This is a genomic window from Aequorivita sp. CRS11 (assembly GCF_059693805.1).
Window position 1 is genome coordinate 18,334 of sequence record NZ_JCATIG010000009.1, and the last position, 14,375, is coordinate 32,708.

The window sequence follows — 14,375 nt, forward strand, 5'->3', positions numbered from 1 at the left end:
CTTGAACTTTGAATGTTCAATTTTAAAACAAAAAGACATGAAAACACTTGCCACTTTATCTATTCTTATTTTCAGTATAATCTTTACCAGTTGCGATGAAACCAAAAAAGTAATTGATGTTGCGGGCAGCGTACAACTTACGGGAAGTTATACTGTTTCAGCAATCAATGGGAAGAAATTAGTAAATACTAACCCAACTTTTACAATGTCTGCATTGGACAATTCCTTCCGTGGAACTACCGGCTGTAATTCAGTTTTTGGAAATTATACAATTGATCTCTATACAATTAATTTTAGTGATCTTGCGGTAAGCGAAAAATTTTGTGCAGAAAAGGAAATTATGAAAACAGAACGTGATTTTCTTGATGCGCTCAACAATACAGGTTCGTACGCCTTGGATAATGGGGTTCTTACCTTCTATTCAAAAACAGATCGCAGTGTACTGTTGAGTGCAAAGAAAGATGAAAAATAATTTGAATAAATGATGACGATTGAAGCAATACAGGAAGAATTAATTGACGAGTTTTCTATGTTTGACGACTGGATGCAGCGTTATGAATATATGATAGAGCTTGGCAGATCCCTCCCGTTGATTGACGAAAATTTAAAAACCGACGATAAACTGATAAAAGGCTGCCAAAGCAAAGTGTGGCTTAATTCAGAAATGAAAAACGGGAAAATTATTTTTACCGCAGATAGCGACGCCATCATCACCAAAGGAATAATTGCCGTGTTGGTGCGCGTTTTTTCAAACCAAAAACCTCAAGCCATACTTGATGCCAATACCGATTTTATTGATGAAATAGGATTGAAAGAACACCTTTCGCCTACACGGGCAAATGGTTTGGTCTCTATGATTAAACAAATGAAAATGTATGCCCTGGCATACCAAACACAACTTAATAATTAATTAAATGGGAGCAGATACAGAAATAGACATGGCCGAACTGGGCGAAAAAATAGTAACCGTCCTAAAGACCATTTATGACCCCGAAATACCCGTGGATATCTATGAACTTGGATTAATCTACGACGTATTCATAAATGAGGATCGTGAAGTGAAAATATTGATGACACTCACCACCCCCAATTGTCCGGTAGCAGAAAGCTTGCCGCTGGAAGTTGAGGAAAAAGTAAAGTCGATGAAAATGATAAAAGATGCAGAGGTAGAAATAACTTTCGACCCGCCGTGGACACAGGAACTGATGAGCGAAGAAGCAAAGCTAGAGCTAGGGATGCTTTAAAAAAAGTGTTCAGTATTCAGTTGCAGTTGGCACTGACAAATAACCCAAAATTTAATATCTTTTTCTGTGAAAGAAATAGTAAATCGTGTTGCGAATAGCAAATTGGCAACTTTTGACCTTGAGGCAATCTATCCGCAAGGTGAAAGGATCGCTTTTGATATTTCGCAATGGTTGTTGGAAGGTATTGTACTTCGCGAAAGTGAATTTCGTGAACAAGCCAAGGAACACGATTGGAGCCAGTACCAAAATAAATATGTTGCTCTTTTTTGCAGTACTGATGCCATTGTTCCAGGCTGGGCATACTTACTTTTATCACTTCATTTAGCTCCTTTTGCAAAAAAAGTTACCGTTGGAAGCTTAGATGAACTGGAAAGCGTTCTTTTTACGGAAATACTCCAAAACATTGATATTTCAGAATACAAAGACAAACCTATCATTATAAAAGGTTGTGCCCATAAACCTATTCCACAGAATGCATACGTATTATTGGCCCAAAAACTCCAGCCAGTTGCAAAAAGTATTATGTATGGCGAAGCCTGCTCGTCAGTGCCACTTTTTAAAAGAAAGTAGGAAGATTTGAATTTTACCGTAAGAATTCATAACAAACACACTGTTTTTAGCGCTGTTTTTACCACATTTTGAAAAGAGTAAGTACTTTTGCAAAAAATAAAACTATTTTAAAAATGAAAAAACTTTTACTCCTTGCTGTTTTGTTCACTACACCTATGGCAATAGTAGCACAAGATGAAAATGCAAAAGACACCATCCCCAATGGATGGACCCGTGCGGGAAATCTTTCGCTATTGTTCAACCAAGCAGCTTTCAACCACGAATGGACAGGTGGTGGAACTTCCAATTATTCGGGAAATCTTTCACTTACTTATGATTTCAACTATAAACATGACAAACTGAGCTGGAACAACCGCTTGATAGGTGAATATGGCCTTACTAAAAACAAGGATGATAAATATTCCCGAAAAACAAACGATCGTTTGGAGCTTAACTCTATTTTAGGGCAACAGATAAAAGAAAGCAATTGGTATTATTCATTGTTCCTTAACTTTAAAACGCAGTTTGCGAAAGGTTACGTATTTAATTCAGATTTAACTCCTGAAGATGAAGGCTACCGAACAGAAACTACACATATATTTTCACCCGCCTACATTCAGTTTGGCCCTGGTATGCTTTGGAAAAAAAGCGACAACCTTTACGTGAATATTTCCCCAGCAACGGCTAAATTCATTTTGGTAGATAAAGATTTTACCGCTGTAGATGAGTCAGTGCCGGGTGCTTTGGACGCTTATAACGAAAACAAATACTTTGGGGTTGATGCCAATGAAAGCAGCCGTTTTGAATTTGGTGCTTCGCTTTCTGGATATGCAAAATTTGATGTTATGGCGAATGTATCCGTAGAAAACATATTAAACCTTTATTCAAATTATCTTGAAGATCCACAAAACGTAGATATAGATTACACGCTTAATCTTGTGATGAAGGTGAATAAATACATCTCATCAAATGTAACTTTTCAAGCTATATATGATGACAATGCAGTACAAGGTTTCCAGATTCGTGAAGCTTTGGGCGTGGGTTTAACCTATGGCTTTTAGACGATAGAATGTATAAAAATAAAAAGCGGCCAAGTTTTAATTCTTGGCCGCTTTTATTATGTTCTTACTTAAAAATTTTTAATCTTCCTCGGTATATTCGTCATACAAAAAGTTGTTATATGGGAAACGAGTAGTGTGAATTTCCTTCACTTTATCGTAGACCAACTTTCGAAATTCGCTGAAGTTTTCCTTGTTCAATGCGGATATAAATATGGCGTCGCCATTTACTTTGGACATCCAGGTTTGTTTCCATTCTTCCAAAGTATAATGCGCCTTGGTTTTTTCGGTCATCAAATCGTCGTCTTCAATCTCCTCTGCTTCATAAGCATCAATTTTATTGAAAACCATAATAGTAGGTTTGTCTGCGCTACCTATTTCCTCCAAAATTTTATCTACTGAATCTATATGGTGCTCAAAGGATGGATGGCTAATATCTACTACGTGCAGCAGTAAATCTGCCTCTCGTACTTCATCTAACGTACTTTTGAAGGATTCCACAAGTTGCGTGGGCAATTTTCTAATGAAACCAACGGTATCCGTCAACAAAAAGGGAAGGTTGCCTATAACCACTTTCCGAACCGTGGTATCGAGGGTTGCAAAGAGTTTATCTTCGGCAAAGACATCACTTTTACTTATCACGTTCATCAGAGTAGATTTGCCAACATTTGTGTAACCAATAAGTGCCACGCGTACCAAGGAGCCGCGATTGCCACGCTGCACTTCCATTTGGCGGTCTATTTTCTTTAATTTATCTTTCAGTAAAGCAATACGGTCGCGCACAATACGTCTGTCTGTTTCAATTTCCGTTTCTCCCGGACCTCGCATCCCGATACCCCCACGCTGGCGTTCCAAGTGAGTCCACATACCTGCCAGTCTAGGCAGTAAATACTGGTATTGCGCAAGTTCTACTTGTGTTCGGGCATAACTGGTTTGTGCACGCTGTGCAAATATGTCCAGAATTAAATTTGTACGGTCTATAATTTTACACTGCAGTATCCTTTCAATATTTTTTTGTTGTGCGGGCGAAAGCTCATCATCAAAAATTGCAACGCCCACTTCGTGCTCGTCCACAAAATTTTTTACCTCTTCCAATTTTCCGGTCCCAATAAAAGTCTTCGGATTGGGCACGTCCATTTTTTGGGTGAAGCGTTTAAGCACTTCGCCACCTGCCGTATATGCCAAAAACTCAAGTTCGTCCAGATATTCGTTAGATTTTTCTTCGTCTTGAAACTGGGTTATCAATCCGATTAAAACTGCCTTTTCATAAGATATATCCGTTGGTTCAATCATACTATGTAATACTCTAAGTTGTAGTTGTTATCGATTCTTAAGTTACAATTTATTTAAGAATTAATATTTCCACAAATGTACAAAACACATGTTGAGACCTCTATGTACCTTATAACCATTTTATGATTGTAATTAATAACTTTTTTATTCAAACTGAGAAAAATGAAAAGGTAATTCTTAGAAAATTCATATATTTCGCTGTTAAAAAAAAGTTAACGCTGAATGCCATTTAATAACAACCAATAAAAACTTTATGAATAAAAAATTACCTCTCTATTTACAAAGTTGCCATCATTTCTTTAAAGTCAACTTGAAAAAAAACTTACTTGCTTTTTTTAGTGTTTTATTTATCTCTTTATCAGCATTTTCACAAGGGCCGGGATGTCCTAATGTATATGCAGGGGAAGATGTAGAATTAGGTTGTGGCGAACCCTGTACCGACCTTACCGCAAGTTTTTTAGACACTGGTGAAACTACCAGTTATGAAGTTTCTTCAATTACATATGACCCTCCTTTCCCGTTTACGGGGGGAACTCCTGTTTCAGTGAATACAGATGATATTTGGTCTGATGCTATCCAATTACCTTTTGATTTTTGTTTTTTTGGTGAAACCTATACTGAGATGGTCATCGGATCTAATGCCGTCGTTTCTTTCGACTTAGCAAACAATCAACCAGGTGCTTATTGTGATTGGTCTTTTGATGACCCCATTCCAAGTCCCAACTTATTTTTCACTACAATCTTTGGCCCATATATGGATGTTGATCCATCGGTGCAAGGTTCAGGCATTATAAACTGGGCTGTTTTTGGTGAATCTCCTTGCCGTACAATGGTAGTTAATTTTCCTAATATCCCTTATTTTGGATCAGCCTGCCCAAACCTTTCCCTTACCTCACAAATAGTTATCTACGAAACCACCAATGTGGTGGAAGTATATGTTCAGGATAGACCAAGCGGCTGTACCTGGAATGATGGAAATGCTGTTTTGGGAATACAAAACCAAAACGGCACTGTAGGTTATACCGCTCCTGGAAGAAATACAAGTGATTGGGCTGCTACAAACGAAGCTTGGCGTTTTACTCCCAATGGCGCATCAAACGTTGCTTTTTCTTGGCTTGATTCTATGGGGACTGTTATTGGTACCGATACGACTATAAATGTATGCCCAACAGACCAATCAACTACTTACACCGCCCAAGCAGTGTACACAAACTGTAATGGAGATGTTATTACGGAAACCGATGAAGTTACGGTAACAAGAATAGGTTCCTTTACAGTAGATCTTGGAGGAGATCAGGAACTTTGTGATGCCGAAAACTATGATATTACTGCCGAAATCACTGGAGGAGATCCAACTGATGCTACATTTCTTTGGAATACTGGTGAAACCACACAGACTATTACTGTTACCACTTCTGGAACATATTCTGTAGATGTTACCATAGGTACTTGTACAGTTACTGCTTCCGTAGTTATAAACTTTAATGAACTTCCTTTAATAGAGCTTGGAGACAATATTGAAACCTGTTTTTTTGATCCTATAGTTTTAGATGCTTCTCCGTCTAACTATGACCCTACTGATGCTACCTATGAATGGAGTTTGGACGGGGTTGTGCTGGCTGGAGAAACAAATCCAACCCTCAATGCTACCCAGTATGGCGTATATAGCGTAAATGTTTCTGCAAATGCATGTTTGGCAACAGATGAAGTAACCATTTCTCCACAAGAACTCAATGTTGCATTAGGAGATGATTTTACCTCTTGTTTTGAAATTCCCGAAACTCTTACTGCTGAAGCTATAGATTTTGACCCAGCTACTGCAACCTTCGAATGGAGCTTGGACGGGGTCGTGATTGCGGGAGAAACCAACCAAACACTTGATATAACTGAACCTGGAACATATGTAGTTACGGCTAGCGTTAATTCCTGCACTGCCACAGATACCATTGTTGTTGGGTTGGGCAATATTGAAGTAACTGTAAATGATGACTTCCAAACCTGTTTTGAATCTCAAGTTGAATTGGAAGCAATGCTTACAGTTCAAAATCCTGAAGCAACTTACCAATGGAGCCTTGATGGTAACATTATTCCTGATGAAACAAATTCTACTTTAATAATTACCGAAGTAGGAACATATACCGTAACAGCAACCGTAGGGAGCTGTTCAGCATCTGATAGCGTAACGGTTTCCTTTAGAGACGACCTTGAAGTAACTCTTGATGAAGACTTCAAAACTTGCCCTAACGAACTTCAGGTTTTAACCGCAACAACTGATGAAGAAGGCGCAACATTCCAATGGTTCTTAAATGGAGATATAATTGCCGGTGAAACTAACAGCACCCTAGAATTTTCTTTGGAGACCGGCACTTTTGGCACCCAAACCTTTGAAGTTGTAATTTCTGTTGGCGGATGCTCTGGTACAGACTCAGTAGATGTTACTTTGTATGATGTTGGAAACTGCATAATATCTGAAGGTCTTTCACCAAATGGAGATGGATTTAATGATACACTTGACCTGACATTCCTAAATGATAGAACTGGAATCAGTAAACTTCAAATCTTTAATAGATTGGGAACCCTGGTTTTTGAGCAAAACAATTACACAAACCAATGGAGAGGCCAAACCAATGATGGCAACGACCTACCTACCGGAACATATTTCTATGTAGTTGACCTTGCTGGTAATGATGCTGTCTATGGCACACAAGCCACAGGCTGGATTTATCTTAACCAAGAAGCTAACTAAACCATTAAATACTTTTTAAACTATCAAAAAGATAAAAATGAAAAAACATATATATATCCTAATTGTATTGATGGCAGTGTTACTCTTTCAGGATACACAGGCACAGCAAGATCCTCAGTACACACAATACATGTACAATATGAACGTGGTGAACCCTGCTTATGCAGGCTCCAAGGAAAGCCTTTCGCTCACCGCGCTTTACCGAAACCAATGGTCTGGAATGGACGATAACCCCGTTACTTTCACCTTTTCGGCACATTCGCCAATAAGTGAGAAAATAGGCTTAGGCCTTTCAGCCATAAAAGATGAATTGGGCCCCGTAAGTGAAACAAACGTCTATGCAGATTTTTCTTACACTCTACAATTGGGCAGCACCGTTAAACTTGCTTTGGGTCTAAAAGCCGGAGCTACATTTCACGAGGTTGGCCTAAGCAGTCTGGAACTTCAGGACCCAAATGACCCTTTCTTTTCGGAAGACATAAATAAAACCTACCCAAATGTTGGTGCTGGTGCTTTTCTTTATGGCGAAAAGTTTTATTTGGGATTGTCTGTTCCAAATATGCTGAAATCAGTCCACCTTGATGAAAACGGAATTAAATATGGTTCTGAAACAAACCACTATTTCGCAACTGCGGGATACGTATTCCAAGTTTCTGAAAACTTTAAGTTGAAGCCTTCCGTAATGGTGAAATCTGCCTTTGACGCGCCCGTTTCTTACGACGGAAACTTAAACGCGCTATTTTATGATAAATTTGAACTTGGTGCATCTTACAGATTGGATGATTCCTTTAGCGGTTTGGTTGGGTTCCAGATTAACCCGAACATCCGTATAGGATATGCTTATGACCACGTAACATCCGACTTGAAAACAGTGGGTCCAGCTTCGCACGAAGTGGTGCTCACCTTCGATCTGTTCTTTAAGCCACGTGTTTTACGTTCACCAAGATTCTTCTAATAACCAAACAAATTTCATTTAAGATGAACAAGATATATACAATCCTTTTACTCATAGCGGTAAGTAGTACAATGGCTTTCGCACAAAACAGTAAAACAAAAAAGGCCGACCAATATTATGACCGCCTTCAATATACCGATGCCGCCGAAGCCTATCAAAAGCTTCTGAAAAAAGGCGAAGGCAGCACATACGTTTTTGAACGTTTGGGAAACAGCTATTTCTTTATAAACGACACCAAAAAAGCCGAAACCTATTATAAAAGAGTAATAAAAAAGAAGGACGTTGCTCCTGAAACGGTTTACAACTACGCCCAATCCCTAAAAGCGAACGGCAAGTTTGGCGAGTACAATACCTATATGAAACAATTCGCAGAAATGAAACCGGACGATTCCAGAGCGGTAGCATTTATGAAGAATCCTGACTATCTACCGGAAATTGTTGACGAAAACGCCCAAAAGTATGCAGCTACAAACCTTGATGCCTTAAATTCCAAGTACTCAGATTTTGGTGGAATGGTTGTAGGGAACGATTTCTATTTTACTTCTGCTCGAAACACTTCCCGCAAAAAGTACGGCTGGAACGAGGAACCGTTTTTGGATATTTACAAAGCCTCAATGGTAGGAGGAGTTGAAAAGAATGAATCGCTGTTGAATGGAGACGTAAACACAAAATACCACGAAAGTACCGTAGCGATAACGGCAGACGGCAAACGCATGTATTTTGATCGCAACGATTACTATAATGGCAAATACAAAAAAGACGAAGAAGGCATAAACCAGTTAAATATTTATTATGCCGAAAACGTGAATGGCGAGTGGAAAGATATTAAGCCCGTACCATTTAACGATCATCAATATTCAAACAGTCATCCAGCTTTAAGCCCAGACGGTAGCACACTTTACTTTACCAGCGACCGTCCCGGCGGAAAAGGTAAGGCAGATATCTATAAAGTTTCCATAGCAAAGGATGGTTCTTTTGGAAATCCTGTAAACTTAGGCAGTAACATCAATACTGAAGGAAAAGAAGGTTTCCCATATGTAGACGCCAACGGCACGCTCTACTTTAGCAGCGACGCACATTTGGGAATGGGCGGACTGGATGTTTTTGCAGCAGAAGCTAACGGAGATACTTTTGGTGAAGTTAAAAACCTCGGTCTTGGAGTTAACAGTAGCGACGATGATTTTGCATATTCTTATAGTCCAGCCACTGAGGAAGGTTATGTGTCTTCCAACAGAAAAGGCGGCAAGGGAAGCGATGATATCTATAAAATAAAGAAATTGCAATCCTGCGAACTTCTAGTGATGGTTGTTGATGCCGAAACCGGGCAGGCCTTGGCCAACGCCAGATTGGATCTTTTTGATAGCAAGGAGAATAAATTAAAAAGCCAAAATACAGATGCCAATGGTAAGGGAACCTTAGCCGTTGCCTGCAACCAAGCACACGTAGTCCAGGCTTTTATGGATGGGTATGAAAGCAATGCCGAAACTATTGCTGCACAACGTAGTGGTGAGAAGAACGTGCGCATTGCCCTTCGTCCAATTGACGATATTGTAGATGGTGATATGGTAAAACTGAACCCAATTCTTTTCGATTTCGACAAGCATAACATTAAGCCGCAGGCTGCTTTTGAACTTGACAAGCTGGTAGAATTGATGAAGAAAAACCCAGATATGGTAATAAAAGTGGAAGGCCATACCGACAACCGCGGTAGCGATGCCTACAATATGGACCTTTCCGAAAGACGTGCCAGAAGTACGGTACAATACGTTATCTCCAAAGGAATTGCCAAGGACCGTATAAGCGGCCAAGGCTTTGGCGAAAGCCGTCCGGCTGTGGATTGTGCCCCTAACTGTACCGAGGTCCAGCACCAGCAAAACAGACGCTCGGACTTTATTGTGGTGAAGAGATAACCACTAGTTAATAGTAACTGGTAACCAACCAGAAAAAGAACCCCTGCCATTTCCGTTGTGGAATGTGGCGGGGGTTTTCGTTTGGGTAAATGGTAATAAGTCAAGCTTTAAATTCCTCTAAACCCTTGCGGGTATCAATAGATAACTTCCTTTGAACAATTTATTGCGCTATTTTTTGGAAAATATTGCGCAATAAATTATTGAAAACACTTTAGGTTTTATTGCGCGGGTAAGCATCTTTCCTAAATGGGCTGCTGTAGATCTTCTTTAAAGGAAATAAAAACCGCTCCCAAAGGAAGCGGTTTTATCATTTTTTGTAAGGCCTATAAGGTTTTGGAAACCTTGCAGACAAATTTCCCAAGTGGTTACTCTACGGAAACATTGTCTATTTGGTAGGTAGTAGTAGTTCCGTTTGATGCGCCTTCGTATTGGTAAGCAATATAAACTACCTGACCTGCATACGCTGAAAGATCAACATCACCCGATGGTGTAAACTCATCGCCATAACCGTTTGTGTTTCCACTGGAGATGGTTGCGTTCAAATTTGTCCAAGTTGCTGTTGTGACGTCACCTGCAAAATCAGTTGAAATTTTCACTGTAAGCGCAGCGCCGTTATTAAAACCATCATTGGTTTCAAAAGTAAGAGTTGGAGCAGAGCCGCTAGGCAAAATAAGCCCTGGGGTAACTAACCACACTTCATATGGGTTTTCGTTTGAGTTGTATGCAGAGGTCTGCGCATATTTATTTGAATCGTACTCACGCACTTCGTAAAGGCGGGTACCGCCATTTACGTTTACATTTGTCCATCCTGAAATGTTTACATTCATGCCAGTACCTGCAGTTTGACCTTCAAAGTTTTCTGAAAAAGGCAATTCCAAAGCATCGCCGGGACCACCATTGCTGCACCGCTCTCCGTCCATCTGCACATCATCTGTATCGCGAATAAACAATTGGTAATCGCTGTTGAAAATACTCAAAACAGCAGTAAGGGTACCATTGCCTTCGGGTAGTGTCATATTTTTGAAATCTGCAAAGCCACTGGTTCTAAGCAATACCGTCTGTCCATCACAGTTTTCTACTGTTCTATTTACGCCAAAAGTATTGTTTAGGTTTCCGTATGCCTCAACACCCGCTACACCGTCCGGAAATTGAACACCTTCAAACTTAACTAGTGTATTCAATCTTGCTGGGTTTGATGCTTCTGCAACCCCTATAACGGTAGGAACTAATTCTACATTTTCAGTAGAACGCATGATGCGGCTTTCAAAATCTTCAATCTCTATCCGGCCAACCTCATCACCATCCTGAGTACCGATGGTGGGTAAACCAGCATATTCGCCAATATACAATCCGTCAACGCGGAAGTAGATTTTACGGCCAGGACCATATTTAGTGTAAAGGTCAGTTGCATTTGTAGAGATAGATAGACCTGCTGTTGGATTTTCAGGTTTATCCTGAATGATAAGTTGCTTGTAGTAATTGCCAGACTCGTCGCTGGAAACTACATAAGCTTCAATATATAGCGGCTCTGTAGAATCGGGCCCTGCTTCAACTTTTACAGGTTCAAAACCGCCATACATTTCTTTAACTGCGGTAATGGTGGTGTTTACGTCAACGTTTGGTTCTTCCACGTTAATCTCCGGCACATTATAATCATCATCCTGCACACAGGAAGTAGCAATCATTCCTAAGAAAAATAGGAAAGGTATAAGTTTGATGTTCAGTATTCTTTTCATATTTATAAAATTAATTCTTTTTTTCTTAATTAAAATCGAACGTAAAGGTTTAGGTAATAAGTTGTTCCGTAGCCGTACCAGTATTTTGGTCCAAATACACGGGTGTCGTTTGCGGTGTCTTCAGAAAGGGTTCTGTAATTTGCGCTTCTTCCCTGTTCAAAACCACCAGTTTTGTATTTTTCGTCGAAAATATTGTTGATACTTGCAAAGAAGCCAACAAAATAATCTTTTATTTTCCATGACTTTCCACCTACAACGTTTACCAACATATAGTCGTCAAACTTTTCCTGTTTTAACAATTCCCTCGCTACCGCTGGGTCGTAATCGTTAAAAGGAAGTCCGTCTGTATCCAAATAAAAGTTTGAGGTTCTTGTAAGTGGTGAAACGTCTATATAAGCATTATTGAAATAGTTGGTTGTAGCACCGAACCACCAGAAGTCTGGATCGCGGTATTCAAATCCTATTTGGTAGGCTTGCTGAGGGCCACCTGCAACTTTATAGTTTTCCAAATATGACTTTCCAAAGTTTACCACGTTGTCAAAATCATCAGAGGTTATATATAAATTTGGGTTATTGTCATAAGTATTTTGGCCGTATGCAGCAGCACCTTTTAACTTGATAGTGGGAGTAACTTGGGCTTCTATACCAAACTCTGCTCCTACGTTTCTTTTGTCAATATCAGTCAAAACCTCTTGCACAAAAGCTGTGGTTGAATTGATTCCGGGAACTGAAATACCGTCGGCATAATAGAAGGAAATTTCAGAAGCATCCTGCATTAAAGTGTAGTAACCCGTTAAACGTGCTTTCACGATTGGAGAACGGAAAATATAGCTTCCGTCTATACTTATATTTTTTTCTTCTGTTAAACCAATAACGGTATTGTTGTTCTGGCGCGAGTTTGAAAAGGAATTTCTAAGCGAAGGCGCATCAGTAAAATAAGCACCGTTTACTTCCAAAATGTGTCTTCCAGAAATTTTATAGGTAGCCCCAGCTTTTCCGCCGTAGGTTGTAAAATCCAATGCTTCACTTTGGCCAAAAGAATTGTCGGGGAAGTTTCCATTGCGGTACAAGCCATTTCTTTGGTATGTGGTTTTTCCTAACTTTCCTGCCAAGTAAAAATCTACTTTGGAATAGCTGAACTGGCCTTGCACAAACCCGTGATAGTCCGTGGCGTCAAGCTCAAAATTATATTTGAATTTATCTCCTTCCCCCACCACGCGGTCTGGGTTGTTCAAATCGCTTTGTGATTCATCGCCAAAGTTGAAGGTATCCACATCCAAATAACCATTGCCACCAAGTAAATCTATCATATTGGCAAAATTGCTTGAGTTAAGGTTTCTATAATTAAAAGAAGCGGTCAAAGCAATGTTATCAGTCAACTGCGAGTTCAAAATAGTATTTGCTGAAAGTTGTTTGTCATCGTTTCTGTCTTCATACAAATAGTACCGTGAAGTACCACCATAAAAAATATTTGTTTCGTAAATATCCTGCCAGTCTATTTGCCCGTTATTCACAAAGTTTGAATAAGCTTGGTAGGCTCCTTCATAGTTTGTACCCGTTGGGTCTGCCAAAAAGTAACTTGGTAATTTTTGGTAATAGGTAGGGTCTGGGTTGGGCGCATTGTCGTAACCTAAACGGCTGTTACCGGTTTTACCAAATTGGTAGCCCACATTGGTATTAAGTTGTGTTTTTTCTGAAATATCCCAGAAATGGTTCAGCATAACAACAGGTTCTTCTATTTCCCTGATACGTGAGTTGCGAATTTCACCGTCCTGTTCTCCCCAATATGCATTGTATCGGGTTCCCTTAAGATCATAAACTTCTTGGGTATTTGGTGATGATTTTCCTCTTCGGTTGGGCGTATAAAATGCTGTAAGGTTAAGGCTGTGGGCATCGTTCAATCTTTTTTCTACTGAAGCAAAAAATGAATTGGCGTCATATAAAGTACCGTCATTAAAGCCTTCTTCCCCAAAGCGTCTCGCTATCAATACAGAATAGGCCCATCCACTAGGCAGCAGGCCGCTATTGTAGGAGCCCATAACTCTTCCTCGGTAACTTCTGTTGCTTGTGGCATAAGAAATGCGGCCACCCTTGCGATATTGGGAAGCTCTCATTATTATATTTGTTGTGCCCGCAAGATGACCAAAATTATATTCGTTGGCCGAAATTCCCATAGAAAACATCTGGTTGCGCTGCGCATCGTTAAGTCCGCCCCAATTGGACCATTGCGGTCTTCCGTTGTAAAGTTTGTTCATCTCCAAACCGTTAATAAGTACTTTTCCATCTTCAGAATCGTAGCCTCGTGGTCTGAAAAAAGTTGCGCTAAAATCATACGAAGCCGCATTCAAGAAAACATCTCTTGAAGCCTGAAGCAAGCCTGAAACATTGTAAGAGGTTCCCTCGTCTTCGTCCAGTTCGTTGTCGGAAAGACTGATAACTCCAATTTGAGCTTCAACGGCAGATAGATCTACTTCCATCAAGATTGATTCTAGAGCTACGGGTGTATTGGGCTGTATAGTTACAGGAATACGCAATGAAACATAACCTGATTTTGACAATACCAAAACTTGTTCTCCCTGCGGAAGGCTTTGTTGTGAAAAAGAAAAAATTCCTTCAGCATCTGTAGTTGTGCTGAAAATACTGTTTAAAATACTGACTTCTACGTCTGGTATCGGTTCACTGGAGTTGGTGTCTAGCACTCTACCAGTAATAACGGTTTCTTGGGCAAACATTGAAAATCCCGAAAAGAAAACCATGAAAGTAAAAATGAATCTGTTCATTCTAAAATTTAAAGTTTTAATATTAAGATATCTTTAAAATAGGGTGCAAAAATAAATTTTTTAAATGAAATAACTACTTTTGGCCTCATTAATGAATAAAACTT

11 protein-coding genes are annotated in these 14,375 nt (G+C 39.7%); 8 read left to right on the forward strand and 3 right to left on the reverse strand.

Annotated features, from left to right (window positions below):
* Nucleotides 1–37: 37 nt before the first annotated feature.
* The 5 genes from AC58DT_RS13820 to AC58DT_RS13840 all read left to right on the forward strand — a co-directional run bounded on the left by AC58DT_RS13820 (nt 38) and on the right by AC58DT_RS13840 (nt 2,854).
* Nucleotides 38–472, forward strand: a complete 435-nt coding sequence (locus AC58DT_RS13820; protein ID WP_497217404.1) for an META domain-containing protein — start codon at nt 38–40, stop codon at nt 470–472.
* A 12-nt stretch (nt 473–484) separates the two neighbouring features.
* Nucleotides 485–910: a SufE family protein gene (locus AC58DT_RS13825; RefSeq protein ID WP_497217450.1), complete on the forward strand. Its 426-nt coding sequence runs from the start codon at nt 485–487 to the stop codon at nt 908–910.
* 4 nt (nt 911–914) lie between these two features.
* Nucleotides 915–1,244, forward strand: a complete 330-nt coding sequence (locus tag AC58DT_RS13830) for an SUF system Fe-S cluster assembly protein (protein ID WP_062622830.1) — start codon at nt 915–917, stop codon at nt 1,242–1,244.
* A gap of 66 nt (nt 1,245–1,310) precedes the next feature.
* Nucleotides 1,311–1,814, forward strand: coding sequence for a DUF2480 family protein (locus tag AC58DT_RS13835; RefSeq protein WP_497217405.1), 504 nt, complete (start codon nt 1,311–1,313; stop codon nt 1,812–1,814).
* A gap of 113 nt (nt 1,815–1,927) precedes the next feature.
* Nucleotides 1,928–2,854 (forward strand): DUF3078 domain-containing protein, encoded by a 927-nt coding sequence (locus tag AC58DT_RS13840; protein WP_497217406.1) that lies wholly within the window; start codon nt 1,928–1,930, stop codon nt 2,852–2,854.
* Between the two features lie 78 nt (nt 2,855–2,932).
* Here AC58DT_RS13840 and hflX read toward each other — a convergent pair whose 3' ends face one another.
* The gene (gene hflX, locus AC58DT_RS13845) at nt 2,933–4,144 is read right to left on the reverse strand and encodes a GTPase HflX (RefSeq protein WP_497217407.1); all 1,212 of its coding nucleotides are present in this window, start codon (nt 4,142–4,144) and stop codon (nt 2,933–2,935) included.
* A 253-nt stretch (nt 4,145–4,397) separates the two neighbouring features.
* On the opposite strand from hflX, the gene AC58DT_RS13850 reads away from it, so the two are divergent.
* From AC58DT_RS13850 to AC58DT_RS13860, 3 genes are read left to right on the forward strand one after another with little or no spacing between them, the layout of a single operon-like run.
* On the forward strand, nt 4,398–6,890 hold the full coding sequence (locus AC58DT_RS13850; protein ID WP_497217408.1) for a T9SS type B sorting domain-containing protein: 2,493 nt from the start codon (nt 4,398–4,400) through the stop codon (nt 6,888–6,890).
* A gap of 37 nt (nt 6,891–6,927) precedes the next feature.
* Complete coding sequence (locus AC58DT_RS13855; protein WP_497217409.1) at nt 6,928–7,845, forward strand: PorP/SprF family type IX secretion system membrane protein; 918 nt, start codon at nt 6,928–6,930, stop codon at nt 7,843–7,845.
* A gap of 23 nt (nt 7,846–7,868) precedes the next feature.
* Entirely contained in the window at nt 7,869–9,755 is a 1,887-nt protein-coding gene (locus tag AC58DT_RS13860) for an OmpA family protein (RefSeq protein ID WP_497217410.1), read from the forward strand.
* Nucleotides 9,756–10,120: 365 nt separating this feature from the next.
* Here AC58DT_RS13860 and AC58DT_RS13865 read toward each other — a convergent pair whose 3' ends face one another.
* Nucleotides 10,121–11,491, reverse strand: a complete 1,371-nt coding sequence (locus AC58DT_RS13865; protein WP_497217411.1) for a DUF5689 domain-containing protein — start codon at nt 11,489–11,491, stop codon at nt 10,121–10,123.
* A gap of 29 nt (nt 11,492–11,520) precedes the next feature.
* Nucleotides 11,521–14,271, reverse strand: a complete 2,751-nt coding sequence (locus AC58DT_RS13870; protein ID WP_497217412.1) for a carboxypeptidase-like regulatory domain-containing protein — start codon at nt 14,269–14,271, stop codon at nt 11,521–11,523.
* Nucleotides 14,272–14,375: the final 104 nt, after the last annotated feature.